The following is a 25,188-nucleotide window of genomic DNA, read 5'->3' as shown; positions in this document are numbered from 1 at the left end:
GTCGTTACTCAGGCGTACCGCGAGTCTCGATGTAAGATTTAATCGCCCACATCGCTTCTTGGCTCAGAATGCCTTCAAACGGAGGCATATAAACGCGACCGTCGATTACTGCACCGTTACGGATACGCATCAGGAACCACTCATCAGCTTCTTCCTGGCTGAAAAATTCGTTTTCGTCATTAAGTTTACGCAAATCAGGCGTGATACCACCAGAGATAACTTCCAGACCGTGACAACGTGCACAGTTCTGGTTGTAAGCTGAGTCACCAATTTTGATGGCAGTTTCATTGCCGGTGAACGGGTTCGTTGTTTTCCATTCTTCACCTAATTGTGGTAACGCACTGGTATCGACAGCCTGAGGGGTAACGTCGCCGTGAGCAAATGCCTGCGCGGAAGACAGCGCAATCACTGCTGCAAGCGTGCTACGCATGATGGTAGAAAAAGTTTTCATGTGTACATCTCCAAAAGTTGTCAGATAGTGTCAATGCTGGTTAGAGTTGGCGGACAACTTCAGTTGGTTTTGTTGTATTTGCGACACAACCAGACACCTTTTACAAATTAGGATATAAGCGCTTTTCCTCCAATTGTACTAAGGTAGTAAACCTTTCATCCTTTAAGCTCATTCATTATGGCGGGGGCATCAACTAGTATTTAGTTCACCTTCGCGAAAAGGAGGGTCGGAATGACCGCCCTATATAAAAAAATAATAGCGAAACTTGCCAAGACCCTATGTTTACGTGCAGCGAAACATTGCTGTAAACGGTCGCGTCTGTTCCTTTCCCTGCCATTGCTTATGCTTTGTTTATCGCCTGTTCACGCCAATGAACTGACCATAAATATAGCGTACGTTATGCAAAGCTCCAGTAAACCTTCGCCATCGCTAGCGTTGTTTAAAACCCCTGAAAATAACGGCGTTGCGGGAGCAGAGCTGGGCATTGTCGATAGCAACACCACTGGGAAATTTTTAAATCAGCATTACGCCCTTCAAGTGATTGATGGGGCGGATTCTGACGAGCTTATCGAAGCGTTAAATAGCTGGCTTGCCACGAACCCCGGGCCCGTTATCCTTGATGTGTCGGATAAGGTGATGTCAGCAATACTGGCACTGCCTGAAGCTAGCAACCGGTTATTTATCAACGCCACAAACAAGTCAGATCGTTGGCGGGTTACCCAATGTCAGGCTGGGCTGGTACACACAGCCCCGAGCTACGCCATGCTAGGCGATGCACTGGGACAGTTTTTAATGGCGAGACGGTGGCGTGAATGGTTTATCGTAGAAGGTAGCAGCGAGGCAGATAAAGCCATGGCTAACGCTTATGTAAGAAGTTCAAAGCGTTTCGGCACCGAAATTACCGGTCGCAGAACCTGGACCTTCGATACGGACCTACGCCGTACCTCTCAGCAGGAAGTGCCTGCACTGACACAGGGTGAAGATTACGACGTGGTGCTGGTGGCTGATGCCGATAACCTGTTCGGCTTTTATCTTCCTTACAACACTTACCTGCCGCGCCCTGTAGCCGGTACGCACGGAATGAAGGCCGCTAGCTGGCATCGCAGTATTGAACAGTGGGGAGCACTGCAGTTGCAAAACCGCTTTTTTGATACCAATGGTCGTCCGATGAATGAAGACGACTACAATGCCTGGTTGGCCGTACGAGCGGTTTCTGAAGCCGTCACTCGCACCAAATCAGCGAATTCTGCTACGCTTTATCAGTATCTTATGAGTGATAAGTTCGATTTGGCGGCATTCAAAGGGCGTAAGCTTACCTTCCGAAACTGGAACGGCCAGCTACGACAACCCATTCCACTTGTTCAACCTGAATCTCTGGTTTCCCAGTCGCCTCAGCAGGGTTTCCTGCATCCGAATACCGACCTGGATACGCTGGGGTATGACAAACCTGAAGTGCGCTGCTCAATGGCACAGGAGTAAATAATGAAGTCTTGGATTTTACCTGCAATGATGATGGCTGCGAGCCCGGCGATGGCAGATATTGCCTACGTCTCGAATGAAAAAGATGACACTCTGACCCTAATTGATACCGACGCCCTAGAGGTATTGCAAACCATTGACGTCGGCATGCGCCCCCGGGGCATTATTTTCAGTCATGACTACAAATATTTGTACATTTGCGCCAGTGATTCCGATGCGGTGCAGGTACTGGATGTGGCAACCAATAAAATTATCCATAACCTGCCTTCCGGCGAAGACCCTGAACAGTTTGCGCTGCATCCTAACAATCACCACCTGTACATAGCTAACGAAGATGATGCCGTTGTTACGGTGGTCGATACTGAAAAGCGGGATGTGGTGGCACAAATCGACGTGGGCGTAGAGCCTGAGGGCATGGCAGCCAGTCCGGATGGAAAGTGGGTGATTAATACCTCTGAAACCACCAACATGCTGCATTGGATTGACGCCAGCACCCAGGAACTTGTCGACAATACATTGGTGGATCAGCGCCCCCGTCATGTGGAATTTACCAAAGATGGCAAAACCGTATGGTCATCTTCTGAGATTGGCGGCACTGTCTCCATTGTTGATGTGGCCAGCAAAGCCATCACACATACCATTAATTTTAAAATTCCCGGCGTGCACAGAGACAAGATTCAGCCTGTAGGCGTAAAACTCACCAATAACGGCAAATATGCGTTTGTGGCGCTGGGCCCGGCAAATCATGTTGCTGTAGTTGATGCGAAAACCTACGAAGTACTGGACTACCTGTTAGTCGGTCGCAGAGTGTGGATGCTTGAATTCGCCAACGATCAGAAATTACTACTGACGACCAATGGCGTGAGTGGAGACGTCTCGGTTATTGATACGGACGACCTGAAGGTAATTAAAACCCTGAAAGTGGGTCGTTACCCTTGGGGTGTGGCGGTGAAGCCGTGAGTCTGGCGCTGAACGTCGATTCGCTGCGTTATCGTTACCAGCAAAAGTGGGTGTTGGATAACGTTAACCTGCAACTAGAGCAGGGGCAGTTTTACGCCTTGCTAGGGCCAAATGGCGCGGGCAAAAGCACGCTGTTTAATCTGTTGTGCCAGCTGCTGCAAACCCGTGACGGCGCCATTGACGTGGCTGGTCACAGCACCTTAAAGGCACCACGAAAAGCGTTGGCAGCCCTGGGCATTGTGTTTCAGCAAAGCACGCTGGATCTAGACTTAACCGTTCAGCAAAATCTGGAGTACCACGCCAGTCTTCACGGCATGTCGTCAAAAGCGAGCAAAGCGGCTATCGAGCGTGAACTTGCTCGCTTTGAACTTATCGACCGCAAAAAAGATTCTGTACGTTCGTTAAACGGCGGCCATCGTCGCAGGGTAGAAATAGCCCGTGCATTGTTGCATGACCCGGCTATTCTGCTTCTCGATGAAGCCAGTGTGGGACTGGATATGCCAACCCGCGACAGCATCAATCAGCATATTCGTGGCTTGTGTGAATCACGGGGCATTACTGTGTTGTCGTCGACCCACCTGGTAGATGAAGTGTTGCCTGAAGACCACCTTATTCTGTTACATCAGGGCAAAATTCTGCTCGACAAACCCTGTCAGCAAGCGCTGGATGATGAGCAGGTGGGTGGCGTGAAATCACTGTACCGCAACCTCACCACTTCCGGGGAGGCAGCATGAAGTACTGGGTTGCTTTCAAAGGCATTGTAATTCGAGAAATGTGGCGTTTCTGGCATCAAAAAGCCAGACTGGTTAGTGCACTAGTGCGACCCTTATTATGGCTGGTGGTGTTCGCCGCCGGATTCCGGGCTGCGCTGGGTATTGCAATTATTCCGCCTTACGACACGTATATCACCTATGATGTATATATCATGCCGGGTTTAGCAGGCATTATCTTGCTGTTCAACGGCATGCAAAGTTCCTTGTCCATGGTGTACGACCGGGAAATGGGAAGTATGAAAATATTGCTTACCAGTCCGTTGCCAAGGCCGTTTTTGTTGGTGTCGAAACTGGTGGCAGGGGCGATTATATCGTTGTTGCAAGCATACGCTTTTTTCCTGATAGCCTGGCTGTTGGGCATTGAAGTGCCGCTGATGGGCTATGTATATGCTGCTCCGGCTCTGCTGATAACAGCCTTAATGCTGGGCGCTCTCGGCTTGTTGTTGTCGTCGTTTATCAAGCAGTTAGAAAACTTCGCCGGGGTAATGAATTTTGTTGTCTTTCCCATGTTCTTTCTTTCCTCAGCGCTTTATCCGTTGTGGAAACTTAAAGAGTCGAACGAGTGGCTTTATTGGGTGTCAGCGTACAATCCCTTTACCCATGGCGTTGAATTAATACGATTTGCTTTATATGAAAGCTGGAATCCTACGGCAACATGGGTCACTCTTGTTACCACAGTCGTATTCTGCGGCGTGGCAATTTGGGGGTACGATCCGAAGCGTGGTATGCAACAAAAGAAAAAACCAAGCAAGTAGACAGCTTAATGCTCGACAGCGCTATGCTGAATTGACTACTATTCGTTTAGAATTAACAAAAGGTTTACAATTATGGTAGAGATCCTGGTTGCAGACGATCATCCACTTTTTCGTTATGCCATTACAGATTTCGTAGAGCGCAATATCGCTGATACAAAAACTGTTACCTGTACTGATCTCGATGCTGCCATTGAGGTCGCAGAAGAAAATCCAGACATTGATCTGGTTTTGCTCGATTTAAACATGCCTGGCATGGACGGATTAAACGGTATTGTTCGATTCCGAAATCAGTTTCCGGAAATTCCCATTGTGATCGTCTCTGCTGAAGAAGATAAAAACGTGGTATTGCAGGCGTTCACCTATGGTGCAGTAGGCTTTATTACTAAATCGTCCAGCTGCGAGCAGATTGTAGCAGCGTTAGAGCAGGTGCTCTCGGGTCAGGTTTATTTGCCGCCAGATATTATTCGCAAAGGTGGTAGCAGCAAGCCGAAGGACGACAGCAATTCACAGCAAATCGATCCTAAACTGATTGCAGCGTTAACCCGCCGTCAGCTACTGGTATTTGAATGTATTGCTAAGGGTAAGTCGAATAAACAGATTGCGTACGAACTCAACATTGCCGAAACCACGGTGAAGGCGCACGTATCGGCCATTCTCAACAAACTTAACGTGCACAACCGCATTCAGGCGGCCCTGTGTGCCGCCAGCATCGACTTTAATCATTATTTGGTGCGCTAAAGGGGCTAATAAACGCCCCTCTAGCCTTCTGCTGTGCGTTCAGCCTTTTTCGACATCAGGTTACTCAACGCCAGTTTCATTTTGTGAGGCTTAACCGGCTTGTTCAGCAATGAATAGCCTTTGGCCCGCACCGACTGACGAAGCTCGTTGGTGTAGTTGGCGGTGATCATAATCACAGGCACATCGCTGCCTAACTCTCGCTCTACAATTTCCAGTGCGTCAAAGCCCGTATCTCCATCGTCGAGGTGGTAATCGGCAACTATCAGGTCGGGTTGTAAGTCTTTTAGCCAGTTATCTCGCGCCAGTTCTTCCAGTGTTTGTACGCTGGTCACATCAATGCCCCAGCCGGTGAGTAACTCTTCCATACCACGACAAATGGCTTCGTCGTTATCAATAATCAGTAGGTTTGCACCTTCCAGGTGACTATTAAACCGGTCTTGAACGGTAGGTTTAATGGGTAAATCTGCTGTACTGCGTTGAGTACCAAAGGGCAGGGTTACCGTGAAGCGGGAACCTTTGTTCTCCACTGATGCTACGCCGATTTTGTGATTCATCACCGTAGCGAGTTTATCTACAATGGCCAGACCTAAACCCAAGCCTTGATCGTGACGTCGTTTTTTCGCTTCTACCCGGTTGAATTCCTGAAATATCTCGCTGAGTTTATCTCCCGGAATACCGATACCGGTGTCGCAGACCTGAATTTCAAGGCCGTGGGCTTTGCGTCGCGCACCCAGCAGAATGGTGCCTTCATTGGTGTAGCGAATGGCATTGGAAAGCAGGTTTCGTAGGATACGGGCCAGTAGATAGCCGTCGGAATTTACCACTCTGGACGAGTTACGGAAACGGAATTTGAGCCCTTTAGCTTCTGCTTGAGGACGGAATTCGGCTTCCAGATTTGTCATCAAATCTTCAACCGCAAAGTCGTCGAGTACGGGCTCGATAAGGCCTGCTTCCAGCTTAGAAATGTCTACCAGGGCGGTAATTAGCGATTCGAGATTTTCCAATGAATAACTTAATGAATTCGTCAGCTTTAGTGCTTCTGGTTGTAACTTTTGTTCGGCCAGTGCACTAACAAACAAGCGTGCGGAGTTCATAGGTTGAAGTAAATCGTGACTGGTGGCGGCCAGGAACTTACTTTTCGATTCGTTGGCGTGGTCGGCCTCGCGCTTGGCTTCCAGCAAGTGGATTTGCGCTAACTGGCGGTCCTCAATTTCTTTGCGCAACTGAGCGTTAATTTCAGAAATCTTCTTGGTACGCTGATTAACCCGCTGCTCCATGTAATCGTAAGCATGTTTAAGGGCCCGGGCTGTTCTGCGTTGTTCGGTGACATCCTGTTCAAGGGCAAAAAAGCCCACCACGTTGCGGTCGTGGTCGAAATGGGGAATGTAGGTTTTATTGGAGATCCGGCTATTGCCATTCTCCATGGTACTTTCTACTTCAAAGTTCACCGATTGCCCCAGCATCGCCCGCTCAATGTAGATAAACAGATTATTGAAGGCCTGCTCACCCAACACGTGGCGTAGATGCTGACTGATGATCTCTGAACGCGAGCGGTGATACCACTTTTCGAATTCGCGGTTAACGAACTCGTAGCACATGTCTTTATTCACGTAGGAAATAAGCGCGGGCATGGCGTCGGTAATTAAGCGTATGCGCTGCTCACTTTCCTGTAATGCACGCTGGTGATGACTGCGTTCGGTAATATCTGTAAAGGTATTAAGCATGCCGCCAGACGGGATCAGATGGCTCTTGAACAATAACACACAGCCATTTTGCATGGTCACTTCTGTTTCGCAGAAGCCGTCGTCGTTGAGTTGTTCAGATAATCGTAACGCGGGCAGGGCGTGTAATTCGCTGTTGGCGAGTAGGTCATCATACTTGTCGCCTCGGCGTACTTCACTTTCCTGCAAACCGGCGAACTCAAGAAACTGCTGGTTCCAGGTTTCCAGCTCATTGTTTTCGTTAATGAGCGCCACACCCTCAGTCATGTTTTCAAGGGTAGACTTCAAGAGCTGCGCTTGTTCCGCCATGGCGGTTTGATAGCGAAGCTCTTCGGTTTTCTTAATGTTGGTGATATCGGTATACACCACCACCAGGCCATTTTCAGCGGTTTTCCTTTCCGACATCTGAATCCAGGTGTCGTCGCGCAATTTAAAAATCGTCTGGGTAATGGATTCCGGGAAGGCACTGACTTTGCGTTGAACTTTGCAGCTATGATCGACTAACGGCAGCGATGCGGCAGTGATTTGCTGAAAAGTTGTGACACCCATTTCGAACTTAATGCCGAAACGGTTCCAGAATTCACGGCAACGACTGTTTACCAGGACAATTTTGCGTTCGGCGTCGAACAACACAAACGATTCTGAAATACTCTCGATGGCGTCGGTGAGGCGTTGTCTGTCTTGATCTGACGATACCCGGCTAATTTCCGCTTCGTGGCGAGCCTGATCGAGTTGTTGGTTTGATTCTTCAAGCCGGTGCAGGGTTTGCTGAAGCTTGTAGGTACGCTCTTTGACCTTGTCGGCCAGCAGTGCCGCGTCTTCAAAGCTTTGATAAGCATCACTGTGGTTGCCCCAGCCCATTTCCACACGGCGCATTAATACCGAATTGATCTTAGTGAGCTTTTCGTTTTCGTAACGAAGCCGTTCCAGTTCGTCGGAAGCGGCTTCAGTTTCAACGGCCGGGTAGGGGCTATGAGTAGGTATGTTCTGGCTGGAATTCGTCACGGGGATATCCTATAGCAACACCAGTGAAGGTATGATTAAGGTGTAACCCATTGATTTGCTCACCATAGGTATTAAAGCCAATGACATTGTGCTCCCGGTATAACGCAGACATTTCTGTTTCCAACTGATACTCGTCAACTTCAGCGCGGCGATGCACGCAATCGAAGCCAATAAGCAGTTGGATCTCACCCACTGATTCTTCCAATAAATTAAAGATCATTGAGGTATGAGAAAGCAAGCCAGGTGAGGTCATTTGTGTAAGCACTACGCCTGCGTCTATTGCGCAGAAGAAGGTAAGGCTGAGGTCGTCATTAACCTGCTGAATACTACGAATGTAGAGGTGATCACCAATCTGAACGGCCAGTGGATACATGGCAAACGTGCGAGGATTGAGATCTTCCAGTTTCAGGTTATTTATGCGGCAGTATTCCAGTGCAGCGGGCTCGGCATTAAACTCTTGTACCACACGTAAATTGGGTGATACTTGAGTGACTACCAGTTTTTCCTGTTGCGGAGCCAGATGATGCTGCGAAAATACTTCAAACATACAGGTGGTATTCACCAGCATGAATACGGCAGCGTCGCTGTAGAATTTACCGTTATAGAAAACCTGGGTATCAACAAAATGCTGGTCATCACCGGCAGAACCACCCACCAGCGGCACTTCATGCAAACTGGTGCTCAGAGCGGCAATTACCTGCTCCTCGCGGATAGATAATCCGTCGAGTAATGTCATAGCAAAGCAGTGTTTGTCGATGGGAGTCGGCGTGACCGCTTTCTTACGTAGATTATCCATCATGCTGGCAACCAGAACATCGGCGTCGTTCTTAGTAAACGCCGTCAGGTTCTCAATGAGTACTGACTCCACTGCAAAAGACTGATGGCTTAAACCAAACGCACTAATGCTATGTTTACAGTATCCCAGAGGGGTTATTTCACCCGCCGATGTGCACCCGATAACGGTAATATCAGGGAAGTAGCGCGATAATTCACGGGAGAGTAACTCCAGCGGATATCGTGTGCAGCAATAAAATACCACGCAGGTAGGCTCACACGGAGCAAGTGCCCGATAGATTTCAGCAGCAGCTTTTACCGGGTCTTGATTTTCACTCCCGGCGCGGGCTACACCGCTGACTACGTCGTGGGCGACAGCCAGTTGTGCTTGTTGACGACTCATGTTTCCTCCAGAGGTATGGAGGAATAATATCTGTTTCACAAATGCTTAACAACAATGTTGTGCAATTTCACATACGGACTCACCTATCTGTGTCTCCATAAAGGAGTGCCGGGAAGGCGTTATACAGTGGTTTGCATACCTCATTGACCGCCTCATCGTGGAGGAATCGCGGGCGGGGCAGTGAGATAATTTCCTGGTGCACAATGGTCATGGGCTTTGCGTCTAATATCAGTACGCGGTCGGCTATGGTGACGGCCTCCTTCAAATCGTGGGTTACGTAAATAATGCTGAAAGGCTTTTCCTTTTTCAGCGTCAATAATAATCGTCGTAAACTCTCTGCGGCTGGGGCATCCAGTGATGAAAAAGGTTCATCCATGAGTAATACGCCAGGGTTGAACATCATCGCTCTTGCCAACGCTAAGCGTTTGGCCATGCCGCCAGACAAGCGGGCCGGATAGCTGTTGATGTCTTTTTCCAGCCCGACCAGTGAGAGCAGTTTTTTGGCTTCGCTTTGCGGATCAGGGTGGGAGGCAGGAGCAACCAATGTGATATTTTCTAACGCAGTGAGCCAAGGCATTAGGCGAGCTTCCTGGAACATTAGCCCAACGGGACGTTCTGGTACATTGGCAATGTTACCGTCGTAATCGGTATCAAGCCCGGCGATAATGTTTAACAGCGTACTTTTCCCGGCCCCAGACGGGCCAATCAGGGCTACAATTTCACCTTCTTCGACGGAAAAATTCAGATCGGCGATTAGAGGGGTAGCGGCTTCAAATGCCTTTAGTTTAACTTCAATTCTCATCGTTGACGCCACCCTGACACCCTTTTTTCAAGCGGGCGTAAAACCAACGCCTCAATGCCGTATACAATGCTAACAAAGGCTAACGTGTAGGCTAAAATGGCGGTGATATCGAACAGTTGGAAATAGGTAGAAAGCTGAAAGCCAACTCCATTACTGCAGCCAATAAGTTCTACTACCAGTACGATTTTCCACACTAGGGCAAGGCCGCCTCGTGCAGCCGCGATGACATACGGATAAAGCTGAGGTAAATACACCTTGCTGAAGGTTCGTAGTGGAGACAATTGGTAAACTTTGGCAACTTCCATCAGTTTGCTGTCTACGGCACGGGCGCCTTCTCGTAGGGTCACCGCCACATTTGGCGCCTTGTTTAACACCACAGCCAGGATAGCGGCGATATCGTTCAGACCGAACCAGATAAAGCACAGGATGATGGTCACCAGTGCGGGCACATTCAACATGAGTGTGAGAATGCTGTCCGCCCAGTCGTCAACTCGTTTGCTATGACCCATAACCAGGCCGATGGCAATGCCGATCACCATTGCAATAGAAAAGGCAATGCCAACACGAAGCAACGTTTGGCCGAGGTGATACAGTAGCGGGCCTTGCAGTTCGCTACCTAAGCGGGAAAATACATCTGTTGGCGCAGGCAGTAGGGCAGGATTAAACGCGACTACGCACACCTGCCAGAAAGCCAGTAACAGGCACACAGATGCCAGCCGCTTCAATACCGGAAGCTGGTACCAGTGCGGTGTGCTGGCATTTAGTTCGCCAGACACGCTATTCCCATTGCCAAAGGATGGCTTCTGGTAGGGCTGTGAGGTTACCGGTGACATCATTGTCTTCCTGGTTGGCTACAAGCATGGCAAACACCTTCGCCATGGTGGGTTCGGTTTGTTCGGTCACGTGGGTGAAGACACCATCACGGAATCCGGCAATAAGGTAAGGCTGCGCAGGTTGTGGATAGCGGGTGAAAGCAGGTAGCGATTGCCACACATCGTCCTGTTCTTTCATTTTGTGTTTCGCGTCAGCTGACAGCGCCAGAAATTGATTAATCGCGCTACGGTGCTCATTGGCCCAGTTTTCACTGAAAACCCAGCCTAGTACCGGTAATTTTGTCTCGATGCCTGAACCTTGAAGTAAATCTTCCATTGTCAGCAGTGTCGGCATGCCTTCAGCGTTGAGTTGCGCAGCGTAATGCCAGAAGTTGAGAACACCGTCCAGATCGCCTTGTTTTACCAGTGCATTGAGCATAGGCGGCGCACCGAATTTAACGGCGATGTCTTTGCCCAGTATTAATCCGGTTTGTTGCTGAATAAATGTTTTGAATAGCACCCAGTTTTTATTGGTTTTCCCACCGGCGATACCGATGGTTTTGCCTTTTAAGTCACTGAGTGAATGAATGTTTGCGTTGTTTCGAACAACAAGTTGGCCACCGTTAGATGAGTAGGGAGCGAAACGGTATTCGCGGCCAAGGCCTTTTTGTCTGGCAACCCATAGCCAGTCGTTGAGAATGACGTCTACTTTTCCGCCCTGAAGTGCGACAAGTAACGCCTGAGTAGATGCCAGTGGTATCGCCTCTACTTGAATATCATCGTTTTTTTTCAAGCCTAGGTGTTCAATGGCCTGCATCTCCCAGTTCACTGTGCCGTACTGTAAAACACCCACGCGGACAACGTCTTTGGCAAACGCGTCTTTAACCAGCATAAAACTGGAGAACAGGAGGCTTAACAGAAACAGAATGCGCGGCAATGCAGTCATAAGGTACTTTTTTCTTCTAGGTTTTGAGAATGGCTTACCTTATTAAGCGTAGACCAGCAGAGGAAAAAGGTACCCGCCAGAATGACGGGTACCGGACTTACGCCTTTTCAGGCAACGCTTTTAGAAAAAGCCCAGCGGGTTGATGTCGTAGCTGGTCAGCAGGTTTTTAGTTTGCTGATAGTGGTCAAGCATCATTTTGTGGGTCTCACGACCTACACCTGATTTCTTATAACCACCGAACGCGGCGTGTGCAGGATATGCGTGGTAGCAGTTCATCCATACACGGCCAGCTTCGATACCACGACCCATGCGGTATGCACGGTTAGTATCACGGGTCCATACACCAGCACCCAGACCAAACTCGGTGTTGTTAGCGATGGCCAGTGCTTCCGCTTCATCTTTAAAGGTAGTCACGCCTACTACAGGACCAAAGATTTCTTCCTGGAATACACGCATGTTGTTGTTGCCTTTCAGCAGCGTAGGCTCGATGTAGAAACCTTTGTTGAAGCCTTCGATGTTAGCAGGGCCGCCACCGATAAGGACTTCTGCACCTTCTTTCTTACCAATTTCCAGGTAGCCCAGGATCTTGTCATACTGCTCAGCAGATGCCTGTGCACCAACTTGAGTATCAGTATCCAGCGGGTTACCACGTTTGATTTGTTGAGTACGTGCAACTACCAGAGAGATAAAGTCATCGTACATATCTTCTTGGATCAGGGCACGTGAAGGACAGGTACATACTTCACCTTGGTTGAAGAAGGCCAGAACAGTACCTTCCACACACTTGCTGAGGAACTCATCTTCATGCTTCATTACATCAGAGAAGTAGATGTTAGGCGACTTGCCACCCAGTTCCACGGTTGAAGGAATGATGTTCTCTGCAGCGCACTTCAGAATGTGAGAACCAACCGGAGTGGAGCCTGTGAAAGCAATCTTAGCAATACGCTTGCTAGTTGCTAGTGCTTGACCCGCTTCTGCACCGTAACCGTTGACTACGTTCAGGGTACCAGGAGGCAGAAGGTCACCGATAACTTCCATCAGTACCAGAATTGAAGCAGGCGTCTGCTCAGCAGGCTTCAGAACGATACAGTTACCCGCAGCCAGTGCCGGCGCCAGTTTCCACGCTGCCATCAGCAGAGGGAAGTTCCAAGGAATGATTTGACCTACTACGCCCAGCGGCTCGTGGAAGTGGTAAGCAACAGTGTGCTCGTCGATTTCACCGATGGTACCTTCTTGTGCACGGATACAGCCTGCGAAATAGCGGAAGTGGTCAGCGGCAAGAGGAATATCGGCGTTCAGTGTTTCGCGTACTGCTTTACCGTTGTCCCAAGTTTCAGCTACTGCCAGCTTTTCCAGGTTTTCTTCAATGCGGTCTGCAATTTTCAGCAGAAGCAGAGAGCGTTGTTGTACAGACGTTTTACCCCAAGCAGCTTTCGCTCTGTGAGCGGCATCAAGTGCCAGTTCTACGTCTTCTGCAGTAGAACGTGGGATAGAACAGAATACTTCGTTGTTAACCGGTGAAACGTTGTCGAAGTACTGGCCTTTTACTGGAGCGACCCATTCGCCGCCGATGTAGTTGCCATATTGTTCTTTAAACGTTACAACCGAGTCTTGTTGTCCAGGTGCTGCGTAAATCATAAGTATTACTCCGGTTTTTCAATTTTAAAAGCGTTGCCAGATCGCGGGTTTTAGTCTGCGGACAGCATTTTCGTCTGTCCCGACCCCGGCCCCGCGGACCGGAAATGAATGACTGTTATTTTTCTGGCAATCAAATAACAGTTTAGAAATTCACAATGCCGCCAATCGCGATAGTGTCGGCTTCTTCGTCACCGAGGATGCCGCTGAATTCACTGGTGGCATACTCAACCGCGAAAGTGACGTGGCTGTTGTAGTTGTAGAACCAAGCAACCTGCATCGCTTCGTGGCCGATGTAGTCAGAATCTTCAATTTCGTTCTCACCGTAAGACACCACAAAACGGTGATCGTCCATTTTGTATGAGCCTTGAACCAGATAACCGCTGCTATCTAATTCGTTCATGTTCATGTCGTACATCGTAACTGGGCCTAAACCAAGCGCTGCTTCTGTTGGGCCAAGCAAAATACCGATACCTTCACCGGTGTAGCCTGATGCATGCAGTGCAAAGCCACCAAAGCCCACTTTTACGCCGTAAGAAGTTCCTGTTGAGTCAACGTCACCCATGGTGTCTGACTCTGAACTTTGGTTCAGGAAACCAACCCAAGCTGTTACATTACCGCCGTCGAAATCTGTTGAGTAAGTGGCTTCCGCTTCGATGCGTGGTGCAGATTCTTCGCGGTCATCAGCCGCATTTACCGGTGATGGATCGATTGCTGCGATTGCTACTTTGAAACCGCCACCAAAAGTCGGAGTGGTATAACGAATTTGAGAGGTTGGCATAGGGTAGGTGTAACCGCTGCCGATGTTACCGAATGAAACGCCCTGACCGTCGATAAGACCAAGCGTGTCATTCACGTTGCCGTAACCCATCAGGATTTCGTCTAAGAAAATGTTGTTACGGTTGAACAGAGTAAAATCTTTACCCAGTAACACTTCACCCCAGTCTGAACCGAGTGTTGCGTAGAACTGACGTACATCAATACCGGTAGAAGTTACTGTGCTGTTGCTGTCATTGATGGTGACCCAGAAAGAAGAGCGTCCACCTACTTTCAGGCCGTTGATGTCTTTGCTGAAGTTCATTCCCAGCCAGTTTGGCAGGAAGCCCATCTTAACGCGAGACTGGTCGCGTGATGTACCAGCAGCATCGCTTTCTGTGCTGGTATTTACGTAAAATGTGTTGAAAGATGCGTCTACAGATACTGTAGCAACTTCTGCGTCATCATAAATCTTGATGGCTGCATTGGCGCTTGAGCAAACCAGTGCTGATACGGCTAAGGCAAGAGGCTTGAGGCTTGAGGCTTACGTTCTTGTTTTTCATGTGTTTCACCTATCTTTGATTTGTTTAGTTTTCGTATAGGCGGAGCAACAATTCACTTCGATCCCGGGTTACTCATGCCCATTGTTCACTGATGCGTTGCCAGCGAACTTTTTTGATGCTTCGAGTATTGTTGTCGGGGGCTAAATTGGAAACTCGTCGATAGGGGTGATTCGCTTATCCTTTAGTCCGTCAATGAAATGAAACTATAGGTGTACTTCCAAAGTAGTAGTATTGGCGGTGGCTTCAGGTAGCGCTAAAAAGTACCATTAAAACAAACCTGAATGAGGCCGTGCGCAGGCTTCCCCCACTGTTTTTTTCCACTTACTATTGAGACAGTTCAAGCTGTCTGTAATCCATTTTGAGAGAATTATGACTGCAAAGCGTCACACATCATTTCCGTTGAGCTCGCTGTACTGTGCCCTTTTGACTATCGGCGCAGTCTCTTCTGCGGCAGCGCAAACTGAATCGGAAAGTATTGAGCACATCACTACCACTGCATCCCGCACTGGCACAGACAGCTTTACCCAACCGGTAACGGTAAGTAGCGTAGAGGAAGACGACATTGCCCTTTTATCGGCAACACATATCGAGGAAGTGTTCGATAATATCGCCGGGGCGCAACTACAACGCGGTAACGGCCAGGAATATCTTCCAGCATTACGTTCACCGGTATTTTCGGGGCCGGGTGCCTGTGGCGGCTTACTTACTGCCGAAGACGGCATTCCCCTGCGAGCGGCCGGTTTCTGTAACATTAACGAATTGTTTGAAGCCCACAGCGAAATGGCCCAGCGAATTGAAGTGTTAAAAGGACCCGGCTCGGCACTTTACGGCTCCAACGCTATTCACGGCGTAGTGAACGTGATCACGCCAGATACCACTCAGGGTGGCGGTATGACGGGTTTTGACTATGGCTCCTACGGCTATACACGATACAAGCTGCGTTCTGGCTACGACGCTGGGAACACCGGCGTTGGTATTAATGCCAGTGTGACCAGTGATAATGGTTACCGTGTAGATGAGGGGCTGGACCAGGAGAAAGTGAATCTTCGTCACCGCTACGAGGGTAACCAATTTTCTGTTAATACTGGTCTCACATACACCAACCTGGAGCAAGATACGGCGGGTTATATCAGCGGCACCGACAGCTACAAAGATAAAGCACTGGCGCAGGGTAATGAAAACCCGGAAGCTTATCGCAACGCCCGTTCACTGAGACTGTGGAGCAAGGTAGCAATGACGCTGGATAACGGCGATGAAATCATTGTGACCCCTTATTTACGCGATCAGGACATGGACTTTCTGATGCACTTCCTGCCAGGCCAACCCATTGAAAAAAACAGCCAGCGTGGTGCGGGCATACAAACGCTGTGGTCTCATGAACTGGCTGACAATATGACATTGCAGGCCGGTGTCGATGGCGAATACACCTCCGGTGATTTGCTGCAATATCAGGACTCGCCAACCGTAGGCTCTGCATTTCTGGTAGAAACCATTCCTTCCGGTCGTCACTACGATTACAGCGTAGACGCCACTGTACTTGCGCCTTTTGCAGAACTCAGCGGAGACATCGATAACTGGCACTGGAGCGCGGGCGTGCGATATGAGCACACCAAATACGACTACACCAATAATATGAATGCAGGCCGGGTACGGGAAGATGGCACCACCTGTGGTATGGGGGGCTGCCGCTACACCCGTCCGGAAAGTCGCGATGACAGTTTCAGTAATTTCTCGCCAAAGTTAGGCGCATCGTATTCGCTATCAGACGATTTACTAGTGTACGGAAACCTTTCGCGGGGCTACCGCGCGCCACAAGCCACCGAGCTTTACCGATTGCAACGCGCCCAGTCTGTTGCCGATCTTGAACCGGTGGTTGCCGACAACATCGAAATTGGTCTTAAGAGCAAAGGCGACGTACTTCGCTATAACTTGTCGGTGTATCAGATGGATAAAGACCACTTCATCTATCGTGACAGCGATTATTTCTATGTGGCCAACGGCAAGAGCCGTCATCAGGGCGTTGAGCTTGAGATGGAATGGCAGATGAACGAACAGTTCGCGTTAATTGTTGCTGCCACCGCAGCGAAACATACGTACCGCCATTCACAGCTTTCTGGCGAAATAGACATTAACGGCAATGACATGGATACCGCGCCAAGACACGTAGCCAACACCCGCCTTCGCTACACGCCTGCGGAAAACATTATTGCTGAACTGGCGTGGAATCACGTAAGCTCGTATTACACCGATCCGGAAAACCAGCACGAATATGATGGCCACGACATTGTGGACCTGAGAACCAGCTGGGATATCACACCGCAAATGACGGTGTCTGGACGAATTAATAACCTGTTTGATGAAGCATACGCAGAACGCGCAGACTACACCTCATTCAGCGGAGACCGCTATTTCCCCGGTCGTCCGAGAAACTACATGGTTAGTCTCGTTTATCGTTGGGAATAATATTTCCAACCGTATTTAAGGTGGTGAATCTGTGATGTCTGGCATCTGGCGCTTCCGGCTGAGGAGGACGTTGAGTCGCTGAGTGTCTGGTGCGCGCATGGGGGAGGCGTTGATTTCTCAGAACCGTCTGCCGCAGGGATGCGGCAGCCGAGGCCCCATGGATGGGTTTACGCCGTGTTCTGAAAATCAACGCCGACCCCTTGCAGAAGCGCCAGACATTCTTGCTGAACTCCCACCTCATCCGCGCGCCAGACGTGCAGCGGGCGTTTCAGCACCACACGCAGTTTTTCGAGCTATTGGATGACACCGTTTTCAAGACATTCAATAGCTGGAAAAATTGTATTGAGGAAACATCATGAAAAAGATCGTCGTTGTTGGCGGTGGTGCTGGAGGTCTCGAATTAGTGACACATCTGAGTCACAAGCTGGGCCGCAAAGGTGAGGCAGAAGTTATTCTGGTTGATCGTAGCCAGACACACGTGTGGAAACCTTTACTTCACGAAGTGGCGGCCGGGGTTATTGATAAAAACTCCGACGGTGTGGATTACCGCATGCACGCCGTGCGCCATAAATACCAGTTCCAGTTGGGCAATATGCGCCAACTGGATAAAGATAAAAAGCAGATAATTCTCGACCCCCTTAACGACCGCGACGGCAAAGAAATCTTGCCAGAGCGTACTATCGACTATGATTACCTGATAATGGCCCTGGGCAGTGTTTGCAACGATTTTGGTACCCCCGGCGTGGCCGAATATTGCTATAAACTCGACTCTTTGGCCGGTGCTGAACGTTTCCATCGGGCGTTACTGAATCAGCTACTACGCATCAATCAATCTTGTACCGCGCAGGATATGCTTCACGTTGCCATTGTTGGCGGTGGTGCTACGGGGACCGAACTGGCGGCACAACTTCACCATATAGCCAACCTCGCCCGGGCGTACGGTATGCCGGAAATGTCTGCCAAGCGTTTAAAGGTGTCCATCATTGAAGCTGGCCCTCGTATTCTGCCCGCACTACCTGAAAAAATAGCTGCATCAGCTAAGAATGCGCTGTTAAAACTGGGTGTAGAAGTACTTGAAGGCGCTATGGTGTCTGAAGCCACAGAAAAAGGCTTTAAAACCAAAGACGGTCAGGAAATTGATGCTGACTTAATGGTGTGGTCAGCAGGTGTGAAAGCACCGGATTTCCTGGTGGATATGGGCATTTTTGAAACTAACCGTGCCAATCAGATTTTGGTGAACGAGTATCTGCAAAGCACCATTGATAACCACATTTTTGCCATCGGTGACTGCTGTGGCTTCAAACAGAAAAACGGCAACTGGGTACCGCCTCGTGCGCAGTCCGCACACCAAATGGCCACCACTGCCGGTGAGAACATCATTGCTATGTTCCGCGACAAGCCTTTGAAAGAATATGAATACAAAGACTATGGCTCGCTGGTGCATCTGAGTAAATACAGCACTGTCGGCAGCCTGATGGGCGCATTGTCTAACTCCAGCATGTTCATTGAAGGGCGACTGGCGCGTCTGGTTTATATTTCACTGTATAACATGCACCAGTTTGCCGTACATGGTTGGTTTAAAGGCACCATGACATTGATGAGTCGCAAGGTGGGCAATATTGTGGGTCATAAACTCAAGCTGCACTAGCACCGTATAAAAGCCAACGTAATGGGTTAGAGAGTCAGGGCTTCTGGCTCTCTTTTTTTATTTATGAAGGCTGAATCGAATTTGCGCACTTAAATGGTGTTAAAGCGATGATTGCCGCGGCGAAAGCCGACGGTCATATTGATGAAACTGAAATGAAGCATATTCATGAGGCATTGGCTAACTCAGCCATCGGCAGCGATGAAAAGCAGTTTCTGGAAAGAGAAATCAACAAGCCGTTAGATCCTTCAGAAGTGGCGGCACTGGCTTCGACACCTGCTGAGGCTTCAGAAATTTATTTGGCTTCATGCTTAGTGATTGATGAAAAAAATCATATGGAAACCGTATACTTGCAAGAACTTGCCCGCATGCTCAAGCTGGATGACGAGATGGTCAGGCGGCTTAATGAAAGTAGTCGATAGTTATTTTGGAATTTAAATAGAAAATGGAAAGATTGTTCGAAAAGTTGCTTTATGCATCGCGCTGGCTGATGGCACCTATTTATCTGGGGCTCAGCCTGCTTCTAATTTTGTTAACGGTGAAGTTCTTTCAGGAACTGATCCATATAGTGCCCATCATTTTCTCAGTACCGGAAGTTGATTTGATTCTACTGGCGCTGACACTGGTCGATGTGTCGCTGGTGGGCGGGCTTGTGGTCATGGTGATGTTTTCAGGTTACGAGAATTTCGTTTCTAAAATCGATCTCGACGAGAGCAGCGACAAGCTAGGTTGGTTAGGCACGCTGGATACGGGCTCGCTCAAAAATAAAGTCGCCGCATCCATTGTGGCGATTTCATCTATTCATCTGCTGAAAGTTTTCATGAATGCCCAGACCATCGAAAATGAGAAAATCATGTGGTATCTGTTTATTCATATCACGTTTGTGGTTTCTGCGTTTGCCATGGGCTATCTGGAAAAAATTAAGAAACACTAAGCCATACAAAGACGTGGCTGTTAAACCTCTATGCTGGCAAGCTTAACGGCAATAACAATGAGGACAACAGCCACGGTTCCATCGAAAATACGCCACCGCAATGGTGAGCTTAACCAGACTTTCAATTTCGGCGCCAACCACACCAGGCTGCTGAACCAGAAAATAGAAGCGACAATCGCGCCTGCGGCAAAAATTTCAGGTTGTGGCTGTAAACTTCCAATATTCCCCAGCAGTACCACGGTATCAAGATACACGTGAGGGTTGAGTAAGCTGATCCCCAATGCCACCAGACAGGTTTTACGTGCAGACAAAGCTTGTTGTGGTGCCACCTGCAACCCACCGTTTCCTTTCCATGCCCGAGTGAGGGCTTGAGCTGCCAGCCAAAGCAACAGCGCTACGCCGCCCCACATAAGAAAAGGTAACAACGCCGGTAAAAAAGCCTGAATTTTTACCGCAGCAAACACACCGGTAATGATAAGTAATACATCGCATAGAATACAGGTGAGTGCGATGGTTACGCGATGAGGGTTCACCATGCTTTGACTCAGTACCCAGATGTTCTGAGAACCAATGGCGACAATCAGGCTAAGCCCCATCAAAATTCCGGTGATCAACGATTCCACGCTATTTCCTCTTACATTGCTCATGGGTTTTCAAACAGTGCGCAGAATAAAGATAAATGGTTTATGATTCTAATGAATAAACCTACTCTATCATGCGTAAAAATCATGTTTGATTATCAATTACTCCGGGCACTGGAAGCCGTTATTGCCAACCGGGGCTTTGAACGGGCGGCGCAAAAGCTGTTTATTACCCAGTCTGCGGTGAGTCGCCGTATTCGCCAACTGGAGCAGCAAATCGGTGAACCTGTGCTGGTGCGCTCTCAACCGCCAGTGGCTACACCGGCAGGGAGCCGACTACTCACCCATCTGCAACAGGTTATTCAGCTTGAGGCTGCGTTGGGTATGCAGTCGGGCGATGAAGACGCCGAGAAAAATATTCTTGCCGTTCGCATGGCGGTGAATGCAGATTCCTTGGCCACCTGGTTACCCCGGGCGTTGACGTTACCTGAGCAGAAATTCAGTTTCGATTTTCTGGTAGAAGATCAGTCTGTGAGCCTGAAAAGAATGAAACAGGGTGAAGTGATGGTGTGTATTTGCAGCAGCGATGAAACCGTTAATGGTGGTAAATCCGTTTATCTTGGTGCGCTTCGTTACCGCGCCGTGGCGAGTCCTGGCTTTCTGTCGGCTCACGGCATCACAGAAACCGCTGACCTATTCCGTGCCCCTTGTCTGGTGTTCGACCACAACGACAGAACCCAACACGATTTTATGCGTGAATACGCGGATGATGAGCCAGAATATATTCATTGGTGTCCGTCGTCCGAAGGCTTTCGCCAGGCCATGTTAGCGGGAATGGGGTACGGCATGTTGCCGGATCTTCAGATTGAGGATGCCATCAACACCGGTGAGCTGGTCGATTTGTTTCCTGGCAAGTATATGGATATTCACCTGTACTGGCATTACTGGCAATCAGAAAGCCCGCAACTGAAAGCGTTAAGGGAGCATGTGGTTACTTCGGCGCAAAGCTATTTGCAATGAAGTATTTGCAATAAGTAATCAGCAATGAGCCATCCGTAATCATCTGTCTCACTTTTCGAACTTTAGATGACGGGCTAGTAATCCACCTTCTTACGCATATCCTTGCGCTGGCTCTGCTGTTTCTTTGCTTCCGCACGACGTTTCTGTACGCCTTTACTTACACGCGTCGGGCGGCGGGTTTTCTGTACTTTGGTGGTTTCGCCAATCCATAGTGAAAGTCGGTCGATGGCGTCCTGACGGTTCTGCTCCTGAGTGCGGTAATTCTGTGCTTTCAGCACAAACACGCCTTCTGCAGTGAGCCGTGTGTCAGCTTTAGCTAGCAGGCGCGCTTTAATGTGCTCAGGTAACGAAGAGGCGGCCACGTCGAAGCGCAGATGAATTGCGCTGCTCACTTTATTCACGTTCTGACCGCCAGCCCCCTGGGCACGAATAGCACTCATATCAATTTCGCTGTCATCAATGCGCAGGGTGGGGGTAATAAATAACGTCGTCATCAGTTTACCGTCAGACAATGCTGAGTGGGACGTGCCGGAAATACTCTTAGCAGTGTACTGTTGAGGATTTCGTAGTCTGCAGCCATTTTGTCGGCTTGCTGCTGGGTGAGAACGCTACCGAAGGCGGCAATCCGGGCCTCTTCTACGTGGGTATAGTAGAAGATTTGCATGTCGGTGCCGCTGTCTTTCCAGGCGGCATACATGTTGTCGATATTCCTTTCAGAGTCATCGATAAACACTACTGCATCGAAGTGACGATTAGTCTGCTTCAGGACCCAATGCAGCATGTCGCCTTTATTCATGCCGGTTGTCATCATCACGCCCTGGCTGTAAGTCAGTTCACGCTCCAGTTGCTCGCGGTATTCGGGCAGTGCGCCATCTTCGGTGGTAAGCGGCGATTTGGTCATATCAATACCGTTACTCTCCAGTTCCCGCTCGGTGGCGGCACGATAGCGAGGATCGCGGGAAGTGAGCGCCATTACCGTATTACCGTTCATCTGCCAGGTTGCGACCATTTCCGGTACCAGGGGATCGGTTAATCGCATGGGGTTGAGCTCATAAAGCAACCCAATCGTGTCTTCAAACAGACAGGACACTTTTTGCTGGTCTGTGGGCTGGATGTCGAGTTTGCCACGCTGCCACTGGTACCAGATGTCGCCACCTAAATCAGTCGCACTGGTGAGCAGGGTATTGTCGATATCTGACACAATCAGCACATTCTCGGGGCCGTATTTGCGGTTAAAGGCATCCACTTTCGCATCGATATCAGAGTAAGACGTAGTTTCTGTAATTTTCACTGCGCCCTTGGGCGTTGGCGTACTGGCACAGGCGGTTAGAAACAACGCTGTCGCCACAGAAAGCAGGGCAGATTTAAACAAAGGGTTTTCCATAAACGCGTTTTTTTGATGCTAAAAACTGTACTTTAGCAGGTCGTGCTAGCGGAGAAAACGGCAACATGTGGATTAGCGCCGGTATCGAAGGGTGCTTTGAGGTGATAGGAAAAAGCCGGTCATAGGGAATGACCAGCTTCAGTGAGCTTAAATCAGAATACCAGGCTGACAAATGCAGAGATGCTGCGCGGTGCACCAACGCCTACAAACTCAGTAGATTCGATATCGTCGTAAATACCTTCCAGTACCTCGTCGGCCTCGCCATAGGTACCGAAGGTCTCGTACTCTTTGTCGAGCAAGTTGTCGACACGCAAACCGAGTTTTAAGGCTTCGGTAAGCTGCCAGGTCGCAGATACATCAACAACCGTGTAGCCGCCAAGCTGGCGGTTTTCGTTGGCTTCGTCGCCACGGAAGTACTGCCCGCCGGTATAGCTTACTGACATATCAAGCAGCAGGTTATTCATCACCTGCCAATCGAAGTCCAGTCCAAGTTGCATGTCTGGCTGTCCTGGAATGGTGTCACCCGCTTGAACCTGACGGTTACCACCCAGCGGATTTTGCGGGCTGAAAGCGGTGTAGTCAGATTGGAACGTAGCATCTAAGAAGCTGGCACTGGCACCTACAGAAAGGGTGTCAAAGTTATAGCGAGCCGCAAATTCTGCACCCTGACGGCGGGTTTTGTCCACGTTCACAAAGTAACCCACAGACGGACGGTCGCCGGCTTGTTGGAAGATGATGTCATCTTTAGAGTTGCTGTGGAAAATCGCACCGGCTAACTCCAGATTATCTTTGATCCAGGAAGCGCGTAGCTCCAGGGTGTCGGTAACAACCTGCTCAAGAGGAGGATCGGCCACGAAACCGTTAGGTAGTTTGCACGGATCATCTTCATCGGCACAAGACAGTTCTGCTGGGCTTGGTGTCCGCGACGATTGGCTATAACTTGCTGAAACCGTTAATGCGTCACGTTGGTACTGTGCCCCAACGGCAGGGTTGAAACGGTTGAATGTGTGATCGCCGTTCAGCGACCCTTCACCGGTTTCAATTTGATCCATCATTTTTATTTCAGAGCGATTAAAGCGGCCAGAAGCCCAAACCTGCCAATTCTCAGACAGTTGTACTGAATCGCTTAATAACAAGTGGTAGTGCGTTACGTCAGTTCGAAGGAAAACCTCTGAACCCGCATCGAATAAGCCCACACCGGTCACGCCGCGGGTGTCTTCTGCTGTGTCGTTGTCCAGAATCGCAAACTCAGTCGCACTGTTGAAGTCGATATTCGCTCTGTCGATACCGCCACCAAATACCCAGTTGTGAGTATGCATGCGCTGTGCTTTACCATGTAACTCAAAGCTCGCACCATAGCTGCGGTTTTTAGTCAGTGAAGTGTTGGCGGTGCCGTCCAGCTCGTCTGGGTCTATATCAGAAATGTCTTCTAACGCCGTGTTGGGTAAGTAGCCGACAAACTGCACTGGAATATCATCTGCATCGCCGTCGTCATCATCATCGTCGTCATCGACAATGACTTCATCATCACCATCAAAATCATCATCGTCGTCATCGTCATCTTCTTCACCCTCTTCACAGAGAGTTTCACCAAAGCCAACATCACATTCTTCGTAATCGCTGTCGTCACCGTTGTAGGTTTCTATTTCGTTCTCGCGATAATAAAGGTTAACTGCCAGCTGGAGGTTGTCATTCAGTTCCCACTCCTGAGCCAGGCTCACAAAAATGAGGTTGGTCAGCGTTTGGTCTGGTCGGGTATAGATGGCATCGCGGCCCTCGTGAGGAATGAGGTCTACTGGTATAGCACCGTTGCCGATAAGATCGTTGTCGGCCAGTGCCAGCGTCAGTTGCGTGGATGAGTCGTCAGTTTTCCGCGAAAGCGTACCAAAAAGCTGTTTGACTTCGGTAGGCGAAAAGTCGCGCCAGCCGTCTTCTTCATAAAGACTGGCATTTACATAGTAACCCCACTCTCCATTATTGCCGCCACTTTCCAACGTAGCGCCTTTCTCACCAAAACTACCCCCTTGTAAGGTGAGCTTGTTTTCGGTGAATGAGAAACCGGTTTTGCTTCGCAGAGACAGCGCGCCGCCAAGCGTGTTCTGACCAAACAGGGGATTCGCGCCGCTTATCAGACTCACATTGTCAAATGCTGACATGGGCAGCAGATCCCAGTTTACGGTATCACCAAACGGTTCGTTAAAGCGCGTACCGTTCAGATAAACCGACAAACCTTGCGGTAAGCCAAGGAGTGGTGACGCCGTAAAACCACGATACTGTACATCGGGTTGAAAGGGATTGTTCTGAACATCGTTAATCGACACCGACAGTAATTCACTGTCGAGCAGGCGGGCCAGTGAGTTCGCATTCGCCAGACTCAGATCGTCGGCATTCAGAGAGGCGTTAACCTGAGAATTATCGACACCGTAGCCGGAGAGCGGGGTCTGACCAACCACTTCAATAAGCTCCTGATCCTCCCAGTTTACTTTGTTGGCATGAGCAACGGTTACCGGAAGTATCGCACACACTGAAAGTGCTAAAAGGCTTCTATTGAATGTTCTCTGAGTCATAGTGCTATTCCACAATTATTA

22 protein-coding genes and 1 pseudogene are annotated in these 25,188 nt (G+C 49.3%); 11 read left to right on the top strand and 12 right to left on the bottom strand.

Translation table 11 applies throughout. From position 1 onward, the window contains the following. Positions 1-4: 4 nt before the first annotated feature. The gene (gene pedF, locus BFC18_RS01360) at positions 5-451 is read right to left on the bottom strand and encodes a cytochrome c-550 PedF (protein ID WP_070123393.1); all 447 of its coding nucleotides are present in this window, start codon (positions 449-451) and stop codon (positions 5-7) included. A gap of 399 nt (positions 452-850) precedes the next feature. On the opposite strand from pedF, the gene BFC18_RS21565 reads away from it, so the two are divergent. The 5 genes from BFC18_RS21565 (at position 851) to BFC18_RS01335 (ending at position 5,156) form a co-directional block, all read left to right on the top strand. Continuing rightward, a complete protein-coding gene (locus BFC18_RS21565) occupies positions 851-1,930 on the top strand; it encodes an ABC transporter substrate-binding protein (protein WP_245680312.1) in 1,080 nt (359 codons plus the stop codon). Between the two features lie 3 nt (positions 1,931-1,933). Beyond that, positions 1,934-2,890 carry a YVTN family beta-propeller repeat protein gene (locus BFC18_RS21560; protein ID WP_070123392.1) on the top strand — a complete coding sequence of 319 codons (957 nt, stop codon included), beginning with the start codon at positions 1,934-1,936 and terminating at the stop codon, positions 2,888-2,890. Next, complete coding sequence (locus BFC18_RS01345) at positions 2,887-3,624, top strand: ATP-binding cassette domain-containing protein (protein WP_211481001.1); 738 nt, start codon at positions 2,887-2,889, stop codon at positions 3,622-3,624. Before BFC18_RS21560 ends, BFC18_RS01345 begins: the two co-directional genes overlap by 4 nt. Continuing rightward, entirely contained in the window at positions 3,621-4,418 is a 798-nt protein-coding gene (locus BFC18_RS01340) for an ABC transporter permease (protein WP_070123391.1), read from the top strand. Before BFC18_RS01345 ends, BFC18_RS01340 begins: the two co-directional genes overlap by 4 nt. Before the next feature lie 72 nt (positions 4,419-4,490). Further along, positions 4,491-5,156 (top strand): response regulator, encoded by a 666-nt coding sequence (locus BFC18_RS01335; RefSeq protein ID WP_070123390.1) that lies wholly within the window; start codon positions 4,491-4,493, stop codon positions 5,154-5,156. A gap of 20 nt (positions 5,157-5,176) precedes the next feature. On the opposite strand, the gene BFC18_RS01330 is transcribed toward BFC18_RS01335, so the two are convergent. The 7 genes and pseudogenes from BFC18_RS01330 to BFC18_RS01300 all read right to left on the bottom strand — a co-directional run. Next, complete coding sequence (locus BFC18_RS01330) at positions 5,177-7,882, bottom strand: NahK/ErcS family hybrid sensor histidine kinase/response regulator (protein ID WP_083272853.1); 2,706 nt, start codon at positions 7,880-7,882, stop codon at positions 5,177-5,179. Further along, on the bottom strand, positions 7,848-9,059 hold the full coding sequence (nosP, locus tag BFC18_RS01325; RefSeq protein WP_070123389.1) for a nitric oxide-sensing protein NosP: 1,212 nt from the start codon (positions 9,057-9,059) through the stop codon (positions 7,848-7,850). The genes BFC18_RS01330 and nosP overlap by 35 nt, the downstream gene beginning before the upstream one ends. A gap of 79 nt (positions 9,060-9,138) precedes the next feature. Continuing rightward, complete coding sequence (locus BFC18_RS01320; RefSeq protein WP_070123388.1) at positions 9,139-9,861, bottom strand: ABC transporter ATP-binding protein; 723 nt, start codon at positions 9,859-9,861, stop codon at positions 9,139-9,141. Beyond that, the gene (locus BFC18_RS01315; protein ID WP_245680311.1) at positions 9,858-10,697 is read right to left on the bottom strand and encodes an ABC transporter permease; all 840 of its coding nucleotides are present in this window, start codon (positions 10,695-10,697) and stop codon (positions 9,858-9,860) included. Before BFC18_RS01315 ends, BFC18_RS01320 begins: the two co-directional genes overlap by 4 nt. Next, a complete protein-coding gene (locus tag BFC18_RS01310; protein WP_083272851.1) occupies positions 10,639-11,619 on the bottom strand; it encodes an ABC transporter substrate-binding protein in 981 nt (326 codons plus the stop codon). Before BFC18_RS01310 ends, BFC18_RS01315 begins: the two co-directional genes overlap by 59 nt. Positions 11,620-11,739: 120 nt before the next feature. Then, the gene (gene exaC / locus BFC18_RS01305) at positions 11,740-13,257 is read right to left on the bottom strand and encodes an acetaldehyde dehydrogenase ExaC (RefSeq protein ID WP_070123387.1); all 1,518 of its coding nucleotides are present in this window, start codon (positions 13,255-13,257) and stop codon (positions 11,740-11,742) included. 142 nt (positions 13,258-13,399) lie between these two features. Then, positions 13,400-14,521, bottom strand: a pseudogene (locus BFC18_RS01300) (porin); the annotation flags it as partial. A 421-nt stretch (positions 14,522-14,942) separates the two neighbouring features. On the opposite strand from BFC18_RS01300, the gene BFC18_RS01295 reads away from it, so the two are divergent. The 5 genes from BFC18_RS01295 to BFC18_RS01275 all read left to right on the top strand — a co-directional run bounded on the left by BFC18_RS01295 (position 14,943) and on the right by BFC18_RS01275 (position 19,615). Next, entirely contained in the window at positions 14,943-17,036 is a 2,094-nt protein-coding gene (locus BFC18_RS01295) for a TonB-dependent receptor (RefSeq protein ID WP_070123385.1), read from the top strand. A gap of 161 nt (positions 17,037-17,197) precedes the next feature. Next, positions 17,198-17,395 carry a hypothetical protein gene (locus BFC18_RS01290; protein WP_070123384.1) on the top strand — a complete coding sequence of 66 codons (198 nt, stop codon included), beginning with the start codon at positions 17,198-17,200 and terminating at the stop codon, positions 17,393-17,395. Beyond that, complete coding sequence (locus BFC18_RS01285; protein WP_070123383.1) at positions 17,392-18,684, top strand: NAD(P)/FAD-dependent oxidoreductase; 1,293 nt, start codon at positions 17,392-17,394, stop codon at positions 18,682-18,684. The genes BFC18_RS01290 and BFC18_RS01285 overlap by 4 nt, the downstream gene beginning before the upstream one ends. Positions 18,685-18,791: 107 nt before the next feature. Continuing rightward, positions 18,792-19,103, top strand: a complete 312-nt coding sequence (locus BFC18_RS01280) for a tellurite resistance TerB family protein (RefSeq protein ID WP_070123382.1) — start codon at positions 18,792-18,794, stop codon at positions 19,101-19,103. Positions 19,104-19,126: 23 nt separating this feature from the next. After that, positions 19,127-19,615, top strand: coding sequence for a TIGR00645 family protein (locus BFC18_RS01275; RefSeq protein ID WP_070123381.1), 489 nt, complete (start codon positions 19,127-19,129; stop codon positions 19,613-19,615). A gap of 20 nt (positions 19,616-19,635) precedes the next feature. Here BFC18_RS01275 and BFC18_RS01270 read toward each other — a convergent pair whose 3' ends face one another. After that, a complete protein-coding gene (locus tag BFC18_RS01270; protein WP_245680310.1) occupies positions 19,636-20,238 on the bottom strand; it encodes a LysE/ArgO family amino acid transporter in 603 nt (200 codons plus the stop codon). Between the two features lie 105 nt (positions 20,239-20,343). On the opposite strand from BFC18_RS01270, the gene BFC18_RS01265 reads away from it, so the two are divergent. Beyond that, complete coding sequence (locus BFC18_RS01265; RefSeq protein ID WP_070123379.1) at positions 20,344-21,216, top strand: LysR family transcriptional regulator ArgP; 873 nt, start codon at positions 20,344-20,346, stop codon at positions 21,214-21,216. A gap of 74 nt (positions 21,217-21,290) precedes the next feature. Here the strand turns inward: BFC18_RS01265 and arfB are convergent, their stop codons facing one another. From arfB to BFC18_RS01250, 3 genes are all read right to left on the bottom strand, one after another. After that, complete coding sequence (gene arfB, locus BFC18_RS01260; RefSeq protein WP_070123378.1) at positions 21,291-21,710, bottom strand: alternative ribosome rescue aminoacyl-tRNA hydrolase ArfB; 420 nt, start codon at positions 21,708-21,710, stop codon at positions 21,291-21,293. Next, positions 21,710-22,588 carry a DUF2608 domain-containing protein gene (locus tag BFC18_RS01255; RefSeq protein WP_245680309.1) on the bottom strand — a complete coding sequence of 293 codons (879 nt, stop codon included), beginning with the start codon at positions 22,586-22,588 and terminating at the stop codon, positions 21,710-21,712. Before BFC18_RS01255 ends, arfB begins: the two co-directional genes overlap by 1 nt. A 164-nt stretch (positions 22,589-22,752) precedes the next feature. Next, positions 22,753-25,167 carry a TonB-dependent receptor gene (locus tag BFC18_RS01250; protein ID WP_083272850.1) on the bottom strand — a complete coding sequence of 805 codons (2,415 nt, stop codon included), beginning with the start codon at positions 25,165-25,167 and terminating at the stop codon, positions 22,753-22,755. Positions 25,168-25,188: the final 21 nt, after the last annotated feature.

Source organism: Alteromonas confluentis, assembly GCF_001757105.1.
GTDB classification, from domain to species: Bacteria; Pseudomonadota; Gammaproteobacteria; order Enterobacterales; family Alteromonadaceae; genus Alteromonas; species Alteromonas confluentis.
The sequence above is the reverse complement of the archived record's forward strand: the minus strand, read 5'-3'. Positions and strand labels throughout refer to the sequence as shown.

Excerpts from the sequence above, each read along its gene's own strand:
- pedF (WP_070123393.1), bottom strand. The coding sequence starts at position 451 with ATGAAAACTTTTTCTACCATCATGCGTAGCACGCTTGCAGCAGTGATT.
- BFC18_RS21565 (WP_245680312.1), top strand. The coding sequence starts at position 851 with ATGCAAAGCTCCAGTAAACCTTCGCCATCGCTAGCGTTGTTTAAAACC.
- BFC18_RS21560 (WP_070123392.1), top strand. The coding sequence starts at position 1,934 with ATGAAGTCTTGGATTTTACCTGCAATGATGATGGCTGCGAGCCCGGCG.
- BFC18_RS01340 (WP_070123391.1), top strand. The coding sequence starts at position 3,621 with ATGAAGTACTGGGTTGCTTTCAAAGGCATTGTAATTCGAGAAATGTGG.
- BFC18_RS01335 (WP_070123390.1), top strand. The coding sequence starts at position 4,491 with ATGGTAGAGATCCTGGTTGCAGACGATCATCCACTTTTTCGTTATGCC.
- nosP (WP_070123389.1), bottom strand. The coding sequence starts at position 9,059 with ATGAGTCGTCAACAAGCACAACTGGCTGTCGCCCACGACGTAGTCAGC.
- BFC18_RS01320 (WP_070123388.1), bottom strand. The coding sequence starts at position 9,861 with ATGAGAATTGAAGTTAAACTAAAGGCATTTGAAGCCGCTACCCCTCTA.
- BFC18_RS01315 (WP_245680311.1), bottom strand. The coding sequence starts at position 10,697 with ATGATGTCACCGGTAACCTCACAGCCCTACCAGAAGCCATCCTTTGGC.
- BFC18_RS01310 (WP_083272851.1), bottom strand. The coding sequence starts at position 11,619 with ATGACTGCATTGCCGCGCATTCTGTTTCTGTTAAGCCTCCTGTTCTCC.
- exaC (WP_070123387.1), bottom strand. The coding sequence starts at position 13,257 with ATGATTTACGCAGCACCTGGACAACAAGACTCGGTTGTAACGTTTAAA.
- BFC18_RS01295 (WP_070123385.1), top strand. The coding sequence starts at position 14,943 with ATGACTGCAAAGCGTCACACATCATTTCCGTTGAGCTCGCTGTACTGT.
- BFC18_RS01290 (WP_070123384.1), top strand. The coding sequence starts at position 17,198 with ATGGGTTTACGCCGTGTTCTGAAAATCAACGCCGACCCCTTGCAGAAG.
- BFC18_RS01285 (WP_070123383.1), top strand. The coding sequence starts at position 17,392 with ATGAAAAAGATCGTCGTTGTTGGCGGTGGTGCTGGAGGTCTCGAATTA.
- BFC18_RS01280 (WP_070123382.1), top strand. The coding sequence starts at position 18,792 with ATGATTGCCGCGGCGAAAGCCGACGGTCATATTGATGAAACTGAAATG.
- BFC18_RS01275 (WP_070123381.1), top strand. The coding sequence starts at position 19,127 with ATGGAAAGATTGTTCGAAAAGTTGCTTTATGCATCGCGCTGGCTGATG.
- BFC18_RS01265 (WP_070123379.1), top strand. The coding sequence starts at position 20,344 with ATGTTTGATTATCAATTACTCCGGGCACTGGAAGCCGTTATTGCCAAC.
- arfB (WP_070123378.1), bottom strand. The coding sequence starts at position 21,710 with ATGACGACGTTATTTATTACCCCCACCCTGCGCATTGATGACAGCGAA.
- BFC18_RS01250 (WP_083272850.1), bottom strand. The coding sequence starts at position 25,167 with ATGACTCAGAGAACATTCAATAGAAGCCTTTTAGCACTTTCAGTGTGT.